A 15,089-nucleotide genomic window follows, 5' to 3' on the forward strand; every position below is an offset into this window, starting at 1 on the left:
CGCCGGCCTGTTGCCCGGCGGGCGCCGGCGCTGAACGGTTGCTTGGGGGGCGAGTGGCGTTTACCGGAGGGGGCCGGGTTACTTGACGGCGCCGGCGGTGAGGCCGGCGACCAGGTAGCGCTGCAGGAGCAGGAAGCCGGCGACGATCGGCACCGACACGATCAGCGAGGCGGCCATGACCTGGTTCCAGTAGACCTGGACCTCGGTGGAGTACTCCTGCAGCCCGACCGCGAGGGTCCGGGTGCCCGAGTCGGTCATGACGGACGCGAACAGCACCTCTCCCCAGGCGGTCATGAACGAGTAGATGGCGACGGCGACGATCCCGGGGGCGGCGGCGGGCACCACGATCCGCAGCAGCGTGCCGATCGGGCCGTTGCCGTCGACCAGCGACGCCTCGTCCAGCTCCTTCGGGATCGAGTCGAAGTACCCGGCGAGCATCCAGATGGCGAACGGCAGCGAGAAGGTCAGATAGGTCAGCACCAGCCCGAGCCGCGTGCCGTAGAGCGCGACGCCGGTGCTGTTGCCGATGTTGACGAAGATCAGGAACAGCGGGAGCAGGAACAGGATGCCGGGGAACATCTGGGTGGACAGCACGCTCATCGAGAACAGCCGGCGGCCGGGGAAGCGGTACCGGCTGATCGCGTACGCGGCGAGGATCGCGATCACGACGGACAGCGCCGTGGCCGCCCCGGACACGATCAGGCTGTTGAGGAAGTAGCGGCCGAGCGGGATCGTCGTCCAGATGTCGGCGAACGGGCGGAACGTGATCGTCGAGGGGATCCAGCGCCAGTCGCGCTGCACGTCGCCCAGCGGTTTGAGTGCCGAGGTGACCATCGCGTACAGCGGCAGCCCGGTGAACAGCACGAGGAATCCCACGACGGCACGGCGCGCCCAGCGCACCCCCCGCGGCTCACGCATGGACCCGCCCCCTTCGCGACGTGACCGCCAGGTACCCGGCCGTGACCAGCAGCAGGAACAGCAGCAACAGCACCGACATCGCCGAGCCGAGCCCGAAGTTCCAGGTCACGAACGAGCTCTGGTAGATGTGCACGGAGATCAGCGACGCCTCGCGCGGCGCGGACTCGCCGAACAGCACGTACGGCGTGTTGAAGTCGTTGAACGTCCACAGGAACAGCACCAGCAGCAGCACCTGGTTGACCGGGCGCAGCAGCGGCTGGGTGACGGTGCGGAACCGGCGCCACCAGCCCGCCCCGTCGAGCGCGGCGGCCTCGTACAGGTCCCGCGGGATGTTCTGCAGCCCGGCCATGACGATCAGGAACGCGAACGGCCAGGTCCGCCACACCGACACCACGACCAGCGACCAGAAGCTGTTGCCGCCGATCAGCCAGAACGGCGCGTCCGGGCCGTCCAGGCCGAGCAGCCCGTTCACCATGCCGGTGTCGCGCTGCAGCATGAACGCCCATGTGATCACCGCCGCGTACATCGGCAGCGCGTACGGCACCAGGAAGAACGCCCGCAGCGCGCCGCGGCCGCGGAAGACCGGCTGCATCAGCACGGCGGCCGAGGTCCCGAGCAGCCACGCCGCCCCGACCGAGGCGAACGTGAACCCGGCCGTCACCCAGAACGAGTGCAGCAGCTCGCGGCCGACCGCGGAGTCGAAGTCGAGCATCACCCGGTAGTTGCCGAACCCGGCGTGCGGAGCCGCCGACCAGTCGCGGATGTAGAACTGGGTGAGCTTGCGGAAGCTCATGAGGATCCCCACCAGCATCGGCACGATGTGCACGAGCAGCTCCAGCGCCAGGGCGGGCAGCAGGAGCAGGTAGGGCAGCGCGATCCGGCGGCCCCGGGCGCGGGCGCGCCGGCGCGGAGGGCGGTCCCCCGCCGCGGGGGCGGCCGGGGGGTGGTCGGCCAGTGCCGTCATGGGCCTCAGCCTCCGGCGGCCAGCTGCTGGTCGGCCTGGGCGAGCTTGGCCCTGATGCCCGCGGCGTCGACCGTCCGCCCGGCGGCGACGTCGGCGAACATCGACTTCATCGCGGTGCCGACGAGGGTCTCGAACTGGCTCTCCTGCGGCACCTGCGGCATGGGCTCGGCGGTGCCGCTCAGCACGCTCTGGAACACCTTGACGTGCTCGGTCTGGAACGCGGGGTCGGCGTAGGCGTCCCTGACCGTGGGCAGCGAGCCGTAGGTCTTGTTGAGCAGCACCTGCTCCTCGGTGCCGGTCATGAACCGCACGAACTTCAGCGCGCCGTCGCGGTTCTCGGTGTTCTTGAACACCGCGAGGTTGATCCCGGCCACGAAGCTGTTGACCCTGCGGCCGCCGGGCGGGGGCTGGTCGGGCAGGGGGATCGGGGCGACGCCGAGCTCGTCCATCTTCATCCCGACGGCCTGGAACGAGCCCGCCGACGCCTGGTTCATGAACATCGCGGCCCTGCCGTCCGCCAGGTCCTTCAGCGACTTGGCGGTGTCGGTGTACTCGGCGTTGCTCGGGTTGACGATCCTGTGGACCTGCATCAGGTCGAGGTACTGCTTGATCGCGTTGGCGGCGGGATCGGACGCCAGCGTGGGCTTGGCGCCGTCGAAGAACCGGGCCCCGTGCTGCGCGCCGAGGATCGCGGCGTGGTGGGCGTTCTCGGTGACCTGCCCGGCCTGCAGGGTGAGACCCCACCGGCCCGGCTTGGTCAGCTTCTTGCCGACGTCGACCAGCTCGTTCCAGGTGGCGGGCGGCTTTGTGATGCCCGCCTCCTTGAACAGCCTCTTGTTGTAGTACAGGCCGTACGCCTGGCCGTAGAGGGGGACGGCGGTCGGCGGCTTGCCCTCGGCGCCGGTGGCGGCCAGGCAGGGGCCGAGGAACCGGTCCTTGCCGCCGACCTTGGCGAGCGTCGCGTCGTCGAACGGCAGCAGCGCCCCGGTGGCCTGCAGGGACGCCGACCATGTGTTGCCGATGTTGAGCACGTCCGGGCCCTCGCCGGACGTGGTGGCGGCCAGGATGCGGTTGAGCAGGTCGGGCCAGCCGATGACCTCCAGCTTGACCTTGATTCCGGTCTGGCGGGTGAACTTCGCCAGCTCGGGCTCCAGCACCCGCCGGTCGTGGTCGAGGCTGGTGCCCTGGTTGGAAGCCCAGTAGACGAGCTCCTTCGGGCCGCCGGCGGACGAGCCGCCGCCTCCGCAGCCGGCGGCGGTCACGGCGAGCAGCGTCAGCGCGGCCGCCGACGCCATCTGTCTGATGCCCATGGAGGGGTCCCTCGGGGGTCGGGGTGGAGGACGGAGGTGACGTGACGTACGCCACACTCCTTTTTTCACGGCTTGATTTAATCCTGGGGCCAGAGGGCCGTCAACACTTCCGGATGACTTTTTTCGCGCCGTGAAGGAAGATGGGGGCGAACAGCGGGGGAGGTGCCACGATGGCGCAGCGCAGGCGGGGAACGGTGCGTGACCTGCGCCGGGACAACCGTGCGGTACTGCTCAGGGCGCTGTACTTCAGCGGCCCGCGCAGCCGGCAGGAGCTCGCCGCGGAGACCGGGCTGAGCCAGGCGTCGGTCAGCAACGTGACCCGCGAGCTGATCCGCGACGGGATCGTCGCCGAGATCGGCTCGGTCGACTCCGAGGTCGGCCGGCCCCGGGTGCTGCTGCAGGTGAACCCCGAGTACGGCTACGTCGTCGGCGTGGACGTGGGGGAGACCCGGGTGCAGGTCGAGCTGTTCGACCTGGCGATGACCGAGCGGGCCAAGGCCGACTTCCCGCTGGACCCGGCGCGGCATCCGGCGCCCGAGGTCGTCTCCCGGATCCTGGCCGGCATCGAGGCGGTCCTCGCCGACGGCGGCGTCCCGGACGAGGCGATCTTCGGCGTGGGCATCGGCGTGCCCGGCGTCGTCCAGCAGCGTCCCGAGGTCATCGTGGACGCCCAGACGCTCGGCTGGGACCGGGTGCCGCTGGAACGGCTGCTGTGCGCGGGCACCGGCCTGCCGCTGCTCATCGACAACGGCGCCAACACCATGGGCCAGGCCGAGCTGTGGTTCGGCGCCGGCCGCGGCACCCAGAACATCGTGGTCGGGCTGATCGGGTCCGGGGTCGGCGCCGCGATCATCTCGCAGGGCACGGCCGACCGGGGCTCGCCCGCCTCGGCCGGCGAGTGGGGCCACACCCCGGTCGTCGTCGGCGGCCGGACCTGCCGCTGCGGCAACGTCGGCTGCCTGGAGGCCTACGTCGGCGCCGAGGCCATGCTCGACCGCTACGCCGAGGCCGGCGGGACGATCACCGCGGCCGACCAGGAGTCCGCCCTGGCCGCCATGATCCTGGAGGCCGGCACCCCGGGCACCGTCGGCGCCCGGATCGTCGACGAGACCATCCGGTACCTCGGCGCCGCCATCGGCGGGCTGATCAACCTGCTCAACCCCGAGCGCGTCATCCTCGGCGGCTGGGCCGGCCTGCTCCTCGGCGAGACCTACCTGGACGCCATCCGCGAGGCCGCCCGCGGCCACGCCCTGAAGCACCCGTTCGCGACCACCTCGATCGAACTGTGCACCCTGGGGCCCGACGCGGTCGCCCTGGGCGCCGCCACCCTCCCCCTGGAACTCTTCCTGAACGGCCGAGGCGGCTAGGCCGCGTTCAGAAAACGTGGGGCCGGCGACAGAACAGGGCCCGCTCCCCTTTTCCGGCATATCCGGTGAGCGGGCCCTGAGCGTGGACAGATGTCCAATCACACCGACAGGTGAACCTTCTCGGCCGCACGGCGCTTTTGGCCACTGAACGCCTTGTGCCGAGCAATAGGTGTCCTACCCGGGGCGGCCCGAAAAAAGCGTTGCTCACGCCAATATTCGGGTCAATGTCCGGCATGGATGATGATCAGTGACGGGGCCGTACATGAACGCGCCCGAAATGCACTTATTTTTCCCCCGGGAGCCAGCGCGCGGGATCGTCCACGACGTCGGCGAGCTGGACCAGGGCGGCGCCGGTGGCGGCAGGGGCCGCGGTGCCGGCGGGGGCGTGCACCTCCGGCGCGGCCCAGCGGGCCGACAGCACCCGCCGGTTCAGATGCTCGCGCAGCGGCGGGACCAGCAGGTCCGCGAGCTCGGCGAGGTGCCCGCCGAGCAGGACCGTCGGGATGTCCAGGATGTTGACGGCGCCCGCCAGCGCCACGCCGAGCGCCCAGGCGGCCCGGTCGATCGCCCGGCGGGCGGCGGGATCGGCGGCCCTGACGGCGGCCGTCAGCTCCGTGAGGGGACGGTCGCCCGGCAGGCCGGCCGCCGTCAGCAGGGCGGCCTGCCCGGCGTACTGCTCCAGGCAGCCGGTCGACCCGCACCTGCACGGGGGGCCGCCGGGGTCGACGCAGACGTGCCCGATCTCGCCGGCCCTGCCGTGCCGTCCGGTCAGCACGGTGCCGTCCAGCACCGCGGCCCCGCCCAGCCCGACGTCGCCCGACAGGTAGATGAAGTCGAGCAGGGGGCCGGGGCGTCCCGGGGCGACCTCGGCGGCCGCGCGGGCCGCCAGATCCGCCTCGTTGCCGACGCGGAGCGGCAGTCCGGCACGCGACGCCCGGCGCAGGTGGTCGGCCGGGCGGATGCCGGACCAGCCGAGGTTGGGGGCGACCAGCAGATCGCCCGACCCGGCCGCGACGATGCCGGGCAGGGCCAGCCCGGAGCCGATCACCCGCACGTCGCCCGGCACGCGGTCCAGCAGGCGCGCCGCCAGCGCGTCCAGCCGCGCCAGCACGGCGGCGGGATCGCTGTCGCGGAGGTCCCCGGGCTCGGTGTGCTCGGCCAGCACCTCGCCGCCCAGGGTCAGCACGCGCCCGGCCAGGAACGTCACGTTGACCTGCAGGCCGAGCGCGGCGATCCGGCGTCCGCCCGCCAGGGGGCGGGCCGGCCGTCCCCGCCCGGTGACCGGCGGCGGGTCCCGCTCGTCCAGGACGCCTCCGGCGACCAGCTCGTCGACGAGACGCGCGGCGGTCGCGCGGGTCATGCGCGTCGCGGCCGCCACGCCCGCCCGGGTCAGCGGTTCCGGGGCGGCGAGCACGGTGCGGGTGACCAGGCCGAGGTTGGCCTCGCGCAGGGACGACTGCCGCAGCGACGACCGCTCCGCGGACGGGGGGCGCGCGTCGGCCGCGTCCCGCGCGGCGGGGGAGGGCCTGGACATCACGCTGTTGACCCTAGCGGGCACCCCAATTATGTTCATCCGTGAAACAAAAACGAGGAGGTACCCGCGATGAGCCGTCGACCCACCCCCGCCGACCGCTTCTCGTTCGGTCTGTGGACGGTCGGCTGGACGGGCGTCGACCCGTTCGGCGTGGCCAGCCGTCCGGCGCTGGACCCGTGGGAGTACGCCGAGCGGCTGGCCGAGCTGGGCGTGTGGGGGGTGAGCTTCCACGACAACGACGTCTTCCCCTTCGACGCGTCCGAGAGCGAGCGGGACAAGCGCGTCGCCCGGCTGAGGGAGGCCGCCGACCGGGCCGGGCTGGTGATCGAGATGGTCACCACCAACACCTTCACCCACCCGGTGTTCAAGGACGGCGCCCTGACCGCCAACGACCGGTCGGTGCGGCGCTTCGCGCTGCGCAAGGTGCTGCGGGCCGTCGACCTGGCCGCCGCGGCCGGGGCCTCCACCTTCGTGATGTGGGGCGGACGCGAGGGCGGCGAGTACGACGGGTCCAAGGACGTCTTCGCGGCGATGGAGCGCTACAAGGAGGGGCTGGACACCGTCGCGGGTTACATCAAGTCCCAGGGCCACGGGCTGCGGATCGCCCTGGAGCCCAAGCCCAACGAGCCGCGCGGCGACATCTTCCTGCCGACCGTCGGGCACGCCCTCGCCATGATCTCCGAACTGGAGCACGGCGACATCGTCGGGCTCAATCCCGAGACCGGGCACGAGCAGATGGCCGGGCTCAACTACACCCACGCCCTGGGCCAGGCGCTGTGGCACGGCAAGCTGTTCCACATCGACCTCAACGGCCAGCGCGGGCTCAAGTACGACCAGGACCTGGTGTTCGGCCACGGCGACCTGATGTCGGCGTTCTTCACCGTCGACCTGCTGGAGAACGGCTTCCCCGGCTACCCCGACGGGCCGCGCTACACCGGTGCCCGGCACTTCGACTACAAGCCGTCCCGCACCGAGCACATGGACGGCGTCTGGGAGTCGGCCCGCGCCTGCATGGCGACCTATCTGATGCTGGCCGACAAGGCGCGCGCGTTCCGCGCCGACCCCCGGGTGCGGGAGGCGATGGAGTACGCCGGGGTGACCGCACTGGCGACCCCGACCCTGGCCGAGGGGGAGACGGCGCAGTCGCTGCTGGCGGCCGACGACGGCTTCGACCCCGACCGGGCCGCCGAACGCGACCTGGGCTTCGTCCGCCTCCAGCAACTGGCCGTCGAGCACCTCATCGGCTGACCGAAGCCCCCTCGCGCCGGTCACCGGCTCATCGGCGAACGCCGTCATCGCGGCGGGGATCGACGCCGCCCGCCGGGCCGGACGGCGGGTGGTCGTCCGCTCCGCCGCGCCGCTGGCCGGCACGTCCGCGCGTCCGGTCACCCCTCCGCCGTCGCGCGCCGTGCTCGTCGCCTGCGGCTCCCACACCGACGGCGCGACCCGCCGGCTGGACCGGCTTCCCGTGCCCGCGCGCCCGCTCCCGCCCGCCGAAACGCTGCTGGACCCCGGCCACGACCCGACGGCCGAACTCGACCGGCTCGCCGAGCCGCTGCGCCACGACCGGGGGCCGGGGGACACCGTCCACCAGGTCGTGGTGCCCGGCAACGTCGGCGACGACAGCGTGCTGCTCGACATCGTCGGCATGCTCCGCCCGTCCGAACGGACGGAAGCGACACCGTGACAGCCCCCCGGCCCGAACACGGCGCCCGTACACGGCGGTGCCTCAGGAGCCGGAGGGCCGGGCCGCGGGGGTCGCGCCCGCGGGCCGGTCCTGGGCGCGGACGACCCGGGCGACGTCGCGGACGACCACGCGGGTCTCCAGCGGCCAGGTCAGCCAGGTGACCAGGGGGAATTCCGGCTCGGCCAGCGGCAACCACGGCCAGTCGGGCAGCAGGCGCCGGGCCGAGTGCGCCATGAGCAGCACCGCGTCCGCCTTCACCGCCTCGGCGAAGGCGCGTGCGTGCTGGGAGAACTGGGCGAACTGCCACAGCGGCACGACGCCGGCGTCGTGCGCCGCGACCACCAGCCGGTCGTCGACGACGGGGACCTGCTGCCTGCCGTGGGCGAGGATGCGCAGGTTGTCCAGGTCCTGCATCCGGCAGGCCGTGCCGTCCGCGAGCGGGTGGCCGGGACGGACGGCGAGCCCGAAGGGGAAGGCGAACAGGTGCTCGGCGTGCAGCCTGCCGGGCGGATGTTCGTGGACCAGACCGAGGTCGAGGCGGCCCTCACGGATCATCCGCAGCTGCTCGGTGCTGCTGGCCTCGGTCAGGGTGACCGCGGCGTGCGGGAGCTCGGTCTCCAGCGTGGCCAGGACGTCCAGCAGCCACCCGTCCGGCACGCCCGGTGGGACGCCGATGTGCACGATCTCGCGGGTGCGGCCCATCGCCGAGCGCGCCATGTCGGGCGCGGCGTCGGCGAGGCGGAGCAGCAGCAGCGCGTGGTGGTGCAGGGCCGCGCCGGCGGGGGTCAGCGACGTTCCGCCGGGGGTGCGCTCGAACAGAGGTGCGCCGACGTCGCGTTCGAGCTGGCGGATCTGCCGGCTCAGCGACGGCTGGGTCAGGTGCAGCCGCTCCGCCGCGCGCGACAGGGAGCCCTCCGCCGCGACCGTGGTGAAGTAACGGAGATGACGCAGTTCCATCGGTCTCCTCGCTGACGGGGGCATGCCTGACAGGCATGGCTCTTCTGATTTACGGGCATTGGACGCGCCGCTGTCAATCAGTGTGTACTGACCCGCAGCCGGGTGACGTCGAACGTTACGTGCGGTCAACGCGCCGAGGGGCTGTGCTGGCGACCTTCGCGCAGGGCCGCCCCCTGCCTTGGAGGCAGAGCGCCCGGCGTCGCAGAAGGGAACACCCAACCATGAGTCTCACTTCGGAACCGGTGGTCGTCCGGCATCCGTACCGCTGGGTGGTGCTGGCGCTGGCATGGGCCGCGTTCACCATGACCGCCGTGGACCGCTCCACCTGGGGCCCCGCCTCGGTCTCGGTCGGCGAGCACCTCGGCGTGTCGCTGGCCGGGCTCGGCGTCTTCGCCACCGGCTACTACGTCGGCTACGTCATCTCCAACGCCGCGGGCGGGGTACTGACCGACTGGCTCGGCCCCCGTGTGGTGATCGGCTGCTCGCTCTTCCTCGCCGGCGGGTTCATGATCCTGTTCGGCGAGACCGACTCGGTGGCCATGGGCATCGCGTTCCAGGCCGGGGTCGGCGTGTTCGCCGGGTGCGACTACTCCGCCGGGGTCAAGCTGATCTCCCAGTGGTTCCCGCCCAAGGACCGCGGCTTCGCCATGGGCGTGTTCATGACCGCCACCTCGCTGGGCACCGTGATCGCGAACGCGGTGGTGCCGAGCCTCATCGCCGCGTCCGGGTGGAGCGCGTCGTACCACCTGTTCGGCGCCGGCTCGATGGTCGTCGCCGTCCTGTGCCTGGTCCTGCTGCGCAACTCCGACGCCGACGCCGGCGCCGCGCGGTCCGCGCCCGCGGCCCGGCGGGCGCCGGACCTGCGCCCGCTGGCCCGCAACCGCGACCTGTGGCTGATCGGCCTGGCCGGGTTCGGCGGCCTGTGGGGCACCTACGGCTTCATCACCTGGTCCAACGCGCTGATGATCAAGGGCAGCGGCATCTCCGCCACGCAGGCCGGCACCGTGGTCGCGATCTTCGGCGTCGCCGCCATCGTGGCCAAGCCGTTCATGGGCGTGGTGTCCGACCTGTTCGGCGGCCGGCGCAGGCTCCCGACCGTCATCGTGCTCGGCGCGTTCGTCGTGACGCTGCTGGCGTTCGGCACCCGCGACAGCCTGGCGGGGTTCCTGTGGGTGGCGCCGTTCCTCGGCGTCGCGGCGTACGTCTACAGCCCGCTGATGATCGCACTGATCCCGGAGATCGCCGGCGTCGGGCTCGCCGGGTCCGCGGCCGGCGCGACGAACGCGTTCTGGCAGCTCGGCAGCACGATCGTGCCGGTGGTGCTCGGGGCGGTGTTCCAGGCGACCGGCTCGTTCTTCTGGGCCTTCGCCACGCTCGCCGTGGGCCCGCTGCTCGGCATGTTCCTCATGCTCGGGGTCCGGGAGGGCGACGCCGCCGTCCGGTCCCCCTCGGTCAGGGCGCAGGCCCTCGTCCGGTGAAGACGGCCAGGAAAGGAACCGTACTGTGACCGAACACTACGACGTCATCGTGGCCGGGGGCGGGTCCGCGGGCATCGCGGCCGCGATCGGCGCGCGGCGTGCCGGCGCGCGCACGCTCCTGGTCGAGCGCGGCCCGTGCCTGGGCGGCGCGGCCTCCCTGCGCAACGTCGTCACCTACTGCGGCCTGTACACCGAGGACCTGCGCCAGGTGGTGTTCGGCGTCGCCGAGCAGATGCTGGCCGGGCTGCGGGACATGGGCGCGGTGACGGAGCCGAAGCGGTTCACGGCCGTGGCGGTCGTCTTCGACCCCGAGGCGGTCAAGCGCGTCGCGGACGAGCTGTGCCACCGCGCGGGCGTGGACGTGCTGCTGCACTCCCACCTCCTGCAGGCCACCCGCCAGGACGAGCGGATCACCGCGGTCCGGGTGGCCGACCACTCCGGACTGCACGAGTACACGGCGGCCGCGTTCGTGGACGCCACCGGCGAGGCCGACCTGGCCCACCACGGCGGCGCGCAGGTGCGGTATGGCAACGACGGCCGGGTGCTCAACGGCACGCTCGCGGTCCGCTTCGGCGGCATCCCCGCCGACGTGCCGGTGACCCGCCAGGCCCTCGCCGCCGCGGTCCGCGCGGCCAAGCGGAGCGGCGGGGGGCACCTGACCGGAGAGGCCGGGCTGGTCGCGCGGATGCCGGTGTCCGGGGATCTGATCACCTACCTGGCCGACGAGGGCTACGACGCGCGCAGCGCCGCCGACACCAGCCGCGCCGAGCGCAGCGCCCGGCGGCAGGCCCAGGACTACCTGCGGGTCCTGCGCACCCTGCCGGGATGCGAGGGCGCCTACATCGTGGCGACCGGGCCGGAGCTGGGCACCCGGGAGTCCCGTCACCTCGTCGGCCGCGCCCAGCTGACCGAGGCGGACGTGCTGCGGCCCGGGCCGGTGGACGACGCGGTGGCGATCGGCGCCTGGCCGATCGAGTCCCACCCCGGGCCGGGCCTGCCCGTGGAATGGAAGCACATCGGCGAGCCGGGCTACTACGGCGTCCCGCTCGACGTGCTGCGCAGCCGCAACACGCCGAACCTGTTCGCCGGCGGCCGCACCGTCGACGGCGACCACGGCGCGGGCGCGTCCCTGCGGGTCATGGGCACCGCGTTCGCCACCGGCCAGGCCGCCGGGATCGCCGCGGCCTTCACCGCCCGCGACGGCGACGTGGACACCGCCGCCGTGCGGGACGAACTCGACCGCCAGGACGCCCGGCTGCCCCACTGACCGTCCCGGCGCCCGTGGAACTCACCGTCCCTGACGGCCGACCTGGCGACGGCGGCACTCGCCGGAGGTGTCGCCGCGCGGATGAAACCGCACCACGCGGCGACGCGCTGGACGGTGACGTTCCGCAGCGCCGGGTCGGCCAGGGCGCGACGTGCCCGTTCCAGGCGCTGCCAGCGAATCCAGGCCGGGCCCCTGCCGAAGGGGGCGTTCGGGGACCTGGGGGGCAGCGGAGTGGAGCCGCGGGTGGTGGGGCGGCGGTGACCAGGGCTGTCGGCAGCAGCCCGAGGGGGCGCCGCGTCTGCAGCCGGCGACTCTCCAGGCGGCGTTGGTGCCCAGATCGGCGGCCGGGATGCTGGGGGAGATCTTGATGCTCTGAGTGTCGATGGCGGCGGAGGCTGTGGTGGCGGGGCCGTTCTCCGCGCGTACCGGCGGTGCGGCAGCCTGGAGAGGTGGGTGAAGACGCCGTCGTTGGAGGTCGACGCCAGGTGTCCCGTGGCCGGCAGGGCCGAAAATGAGAGATCCCCAGGCTTGACATGAAGTCCGACCTGGGGATGGTGTGGTGGGCGATACTGGGATTGAACCAGTGACCTCTACCGTGTCAAGGTAGCGCTCTCCCACTGAGCTAATCGCCCGAGCCCGCGCCTACCTCGACACGGGGGTTGAGGTGGAGACGGGATTCGAACCCGTGTACACGGCTTTGCAGGCCGTTGCCTCGCCTCTCGGCCACTCCACCGGGGAGTTCAGCCCGGCCGTATACAGGGCCTCTCAGAGCGGACGACGGGATTCGAACCCGCGACCCTCACCTTGGCAAGGTGATGCTCTACCAACTGAGCCACGTCCGCCTGCCTTTCCGGGGATCTCCCCGGGGGCGCAGTGATTACTTTAGCGGAAACTCCGAGTGCTTGCGTACTCGTCGCCGCGGGACACCTCCGCGTGCAGGGAGTTCCAGAAGGAGAGCTCCTCGTCCTCGCGCAGGTGGGCGATGCGGCCCCAGAACTCGCGGTCCTCGGCCTCCTGGGCGACGGCCGCCGACAGCGCGGGCATCACGGTGGTGCCGGCGTCGGCGGCGTCCAGGTCGGCGGGGGTGATGTCGGGCGGGAGGGTGACCGGGGTGGCCGGGCGGTGGTGCTTGCCGCGCTTGCGGAGCCGCACGGGGGGCGACGAGGGCGCCTTGGCGGCCGCGGCGCGTCCGGCGGCCAGGGCGAGGGTGCCGCACAGGACGAAGGCCAGGACGCCGCCGAGCACCGTCTCCTGGGCGGGGAGGTGGTGGTCGGGGGAGGACGGCTCGTGCTTGCGCGTCTCCGTGCGGGCCGTGGCCGGGGTGTCGGTGAGCTTCTCGACGGACGGCGGGGGAGCGGCGTGCTTGGGGGCGTACTTCTTCTCGACCTTGACCCTGCCGGGGAAGCCGAAGCCGACGACGGTGTCCATGCTGCGGGTCTTGCGGGTGAGCTTGTAGCCGTCGGCGTTGGCCTCGATGGTGTGGAGGGTCTTCCCGTCCACCTTCTCCACCAGGCCCACGTGGTCGATCTGGTCGATGTCGCCCGAGCCGCTCCAGTCGAAGAACACCAGGGCGCCGGGTTCGGGCTCGGTGCTCCAGGCGTCGTGCTTCTTGAACCACTTGGCGTGCTGCACGGTGGCGGCGAACTGGCCGGCCTGCTCGGTGACGCCGGCCTTGTCGGCGGCCCAGGCCAGGAACATGTCGCACCAGGGGGCGGTCTTGAAGTAGGAGTCGCCGTCCTCGATGTTCTTGGCGTACCAGTCGCCGTACTTGGTGTAGCCGTCGCCCTTCTCGGTGTATCCGAGTTCGTCCTTGGCGATTTCGAGCAGCTTCCTGCCGATGGGGTCCATGACGCTCCCTGTGCCGCCGGCCTGGTCGGCTGACGGGTCAGGGCGCACGCGCCCGACCCGGTCGACACGCCACCCTGGGTTTCAAGGTCACGTGCTGGTCTCGGTGGAATGTAGCGAAGGTAAAGAGCGAGGGGCAAGTGACGGCATGGAAAACGGGTGATTCGGACTATGTGGTCGTGACCGGGCAGGGTCAGATCACGTATAGCCCCTCGGGAGCACCGCGACGGGGCACGGTGCGGCGCGCAGCACCTTCAGCGCGTTCTCGCCGAGGAAGACGCGGTGGGCCGTGGCGTCCTCACTGCTGGCGCAGACCAGCAGCTCGGCGTCGCTCCAGCCGACGGCGTGCAGGGCGTCGGCGATGTCGTCGCCCTCGCCCAGCTCGGCCTCGACCGACTCGGCGTCCAGGCCGGAGGAGTCGCGGGCCAGCCGGATCGCCAGGGCCAGGTCGTCGCGGAGCCGTTCGGCCTGGTCGGCGTCGACGGCGAGGGTGAGCAGCCGCAGCGGGATGCCGAGGACGGTGGCGGCCTGGGCGGCCCGGACGACCGCCTCGTCGCACTGGGGGCGGCGGACGTAGGCGACGGTGATGCGGTCGAGCTCCTCGCGGCGCTCGTACCCGGCGGGTGCCAGCATCACCGCCTCCGTGGCCGAGTGCAGCAGGTGGTCGCCGGTGCTGCCGACCGCGATGCGGCCGCGCGCGCCCCCGGCGGGGGATCCGATGACGATGAGGTCGGCGCCGGCTCTGCTGGCCAGCACCGACAGCCCGCGTGCGACGCCCCGGCTCTCGTGGGCGACGAACTCGGCGGGCTGGTCGTCCAGCAGTGCCGCGGCCTGTTCCAGGAGCGCGTGGGCCTCACCGGCGGCCGCGGGGCGGTCGGGCGGGTGGACGGCGGCGACGGTGAGCCGTCCGCCGCTGCGTGCCACGACCCCGCGGGCCAGTTGCAGGGCCTCGCGGCCGCCGGCGTCGGGGGTGAAGCCGGCCAGCACGTGTTCGCCGATCATGCCGGGGTCATTCCCCCGTTCGGCGGCCGGTCACCGCTGCGGCGATTTCTCCCCGGCACTGGGGCGCTGAGCAGGGGATTCGCGGACCAGGAGGCGGCGAGCTCGCCGAGTTTGCGGTAAATTCACCACTTCCGACCGCTTTGTTGATTTTTGGGGGATTTGTGATTCCAGCGACGGAAGCGCCGGACCTGGTCGCCGGGAGGTGGACCATCGATCCGGCGCACTCGGAGGTGACCTTCGCGGTCCGCCATCTCATGACCACGGTCCGGGGCAGCTTCGCCGAGTTCAGCGGCGAGATCCTGGTCCGCGAGGACCCGCTCGCCTCGACCGCCGCCGCCGAGATCGCGCTGGCGTCCGTGGACACCCGCAACGCCGAGCGGGACGCGCACGTGCGCTCGGCCGACATCCTGGACGTCGCGACGTACCCGTCCATGACGTTCGTCAGCACCCACGCCGAGCGGGCGCTGGTCGGACGGCGGGCGCGCCGTCCGCGCTACCACGTGGACGGCGACCTGACCATCAGGGGCGTCACGCGGCCGGTGCGGCTGCTCACCGAGTACCACGGCGTGTCCAGCGACCCGTGGGGCGGCACCCGCGCCGGGTTCACCGCCACGACGTCCATCAGCCGCAGCGACTTCGGCATCGAGTTCAACATCCCGCTGCAGGGCGACAAGGTCGTCCTCGGCGACTCCATCGCCGTCGGGCTGGAGATCCAGGCCGTCCTCGCCGACGCCTGACCCGCCCCGGCCCGGTCATGCGC

General features: G+C 72.4%; 13 protein-coding genes and 3 tRNA genes. 6 read left to right on the forward strand and 10 right to left on the reverse strand.

The window, feature by feature from the left end; all coding sequences use genetic code 11:
* Nucleotides 1-78 precede the first annotated feature (78 nt).
* From ABZ801_RS15545 to ABZ801_RS15555, 3 genes are read right to left on the reverse strand one after another with little or no spacing between them, the layout of a single operon-like run.
* Nucleotides 79-918, reverse strand: a complete 840-nt coding sequence (locus ABZ801_RS15545) for a carbohydrate ABC transporter permease (protein ID WP_344955063.1) — start codon at nt 916-918, stop codon at nt 79-81.
* Nucleotides 911-1,882, reverse strand: a complete 972-nt coding sequence (locus ABZ801_RS15550; RefSeq protein ID WP_344955061.1) for a sugar ABC transporter permease — start codon at nt 1,880-1,882, stop codon at nt 911-913. The genes ABZ801_RS15545 and ABZ801_RS15550 overlap by 8 nt, the downstream gene beginning before the upstream one ends.
* Before the next feature lie 5 nt (nt 1,883-1,887).
* Nucleotides 1,888-3,192, reverse strand: a complete 1,305-nt coding sequence (locus tag ABZ801_RS15555) for a sugar ABC transporter substrate-binding protein (protein ID WP_344955059.1) — start codon at nt 3,190-3,192, stop codon at nt 1,888-1,890.
* A gap of 170 nt (nt 3,193-3,362) precedes the next feature.
* Here ABZ801_RS15555 and ABZ801_RS15560 point away from each other — a divergent pair, with 170 nt between their 5' ends.
* Complete coding sequence (locus ABZ801_RS15560; RefSeq protein ID WP_360698070.1) at nt 3,363-4,559, forward strand: ROK family transcriptional regulator; 1,197 nt, start codon at nt 3,363-3,365, stop codon at nt 4,557-4,559.
* A 283-nt stretch (nt 4,560-4,842) separates the two neighbouring features.
* On the opposite strand, the gene ABZ801_RS15565 is transcribed toward ABZ801_RS15560, so the two are convergent.
* Complete coding sequence (locus tag ABZ801_RS15565) at nt 4,843-6,093, reverse strand: ROK family protein (RefSeq protein ID WP_360698197.1); 1,251 nt, start codon at nt 6,091-6,093, stop codon at nt 4,843-4,845.
* Nucleotides 6,094-6,162: 69 nt separating this feature from the next.
* On the opposite strand from ABZ801_RS15565, the gene xylA reads away from it, so the two are divergent.
* A complete protein-coding gene (gene xylA, locus ABZ801_RS15570; RefSeq protein ID WP_360698073.1) occupies nt 6,163-7,341 on the forward strand; it encodes a xylose isomerase in 1,179 nt (392 codons plus the stop codon).
* A gap of 88 nt (nt 7,342-7,429) precedes the next feature.
* A complete protein-coding gene (locus ABZ801_RS15575) occupies nt 7,430-7,780 on the forward strand; it encodes a hypothetical protein (RefSeq protein ID WP_360698076.1) in 351 nt (116 codons plus the stop codon).
* A 42-nt stretch (nt 7,781-7,822) separates the two neighbouring features.
* On the opposite strand, the gene ABZ801_RS15580 is transcribed toward ABZ801_RS15575, so the two are convergent.
* The gene (locus tag ABZ801_RS15580) at nt 7,823-8,737 is read right to left on the reverse strand and encodes a LysR family transcriptional regulator (protein WP_360698079.1); all 915 of its coding nucleotides are present in this window, start codon (nt 8,735-8,737) and stop codon (nt 7,823-7,825) included.
* 221 nt (nt 8,738-8,958) lie between these two features.
* Here ABZ801_RS15580 and ABZ801_RS15585 point away from each other — a divergent pair, with 221 nt between their 5' ends.
* Nucleotides 8,959-10,215, forward strand: coding sequence for an MFS transporter (locus ABZ801_RS15585; RefSeq protein ID WP_360698082.1), 1,257 nt, complete (start codon nt 8,959-8,961; stop codon nt 10,213-10,215).
* A 25-nt stretch (nt 10,216-10,240) separates the two neighbouring features.
* Nucleotides 10,241-11,482, forward strand: coding sequence for an FAD-dependent oxidoreductase (locus ABZ801_RS15590; RefSeq protein WP_360698085.1), 1,242 nt, complete (start codon nt 10,241-10,243; stop codon nt 11,480-11,482).
* A 557-nt stretch (nt 11,483-12,039) separates the two neighbouring features.
* Here the strand turns inward: ABZ801_RS15590 and ABZ801_RS15595 are convergent.
* The 5 genes from ABZ801_RS15595 to ABZ801_RS15615 form a co-directional block, all read right to left on the reverse strand.
* Nucleotides 12,040-12,114, reverse strand: a tRNA-Val gene (locus ABZ801_RS15595).
* Nucleotides 12,115-12,144: 30 nt separating this feature from the next.
* Nucleotides 12,145-12,215 (reverse strand) — tRNA-Cys (locus ABZ801_RS15600).
* Nucleotides 12,216-12,251: 36 nt separating this feature from the next.
* A tRNA-Gly gene (locus ABZ801_RS15605) sits at nt 12,252-12,324 on the reverse strand.
* Nucleotides 12,325-12,364: 40 nt separating this feature from the next.
* Complete coding sequence (locus tag ABZ801_RS15610) at nt 12,365-13,330, reverse strand: CHAP domain-containing protein (RefSeq protein ID WP_360698087.1); 966 nt, start codon at nt 13,328-13,330, stop codon at nt 12,365-12,367.
* Nucleotides 13,331-13,525: 195 nt separating this feature from the next.
* Nucleotides 13,526-14,329, reverse strand: a complete 804-nt coding sequence (locus tag ABZ801_RS15615; RefSeq protein ID WP_344955045.1) for a universal stress protein — start codon at nt 14,327-14,329, stop codon at nt 13,526-13,528.
* 161 nt (nt 14,330-14,490) lie between these two features.
* On the opposite strand from ABZ801_RS15615, the gene ABZ801_RS15620 reads away from it, so the two are divergent.
* Nucleotides 14,491-15,066: a YceI family protein gene (locus ABZ801_RS15620; RefSeq protein ID WP_360698091.1), complete on the forward strand. Its 576-nt coding sequence runs from the start codon at nt 14,491-14,493 to the stop codon at nt 15,064-15,066.
* Nucleotides 15,067-15,089: the final 23 nt, after the last annotated feature.

This window comes from Actinomadura sp. NPDC047616 (assembly GCF_040642915.1).
GTDB classification, from domain to species: Bacteria; Actinomycetota; Actinomycetes; order Streptosporangiales; family Streptosporangiaceae; genus Spirillospora; species Spirillospora miaoliensis.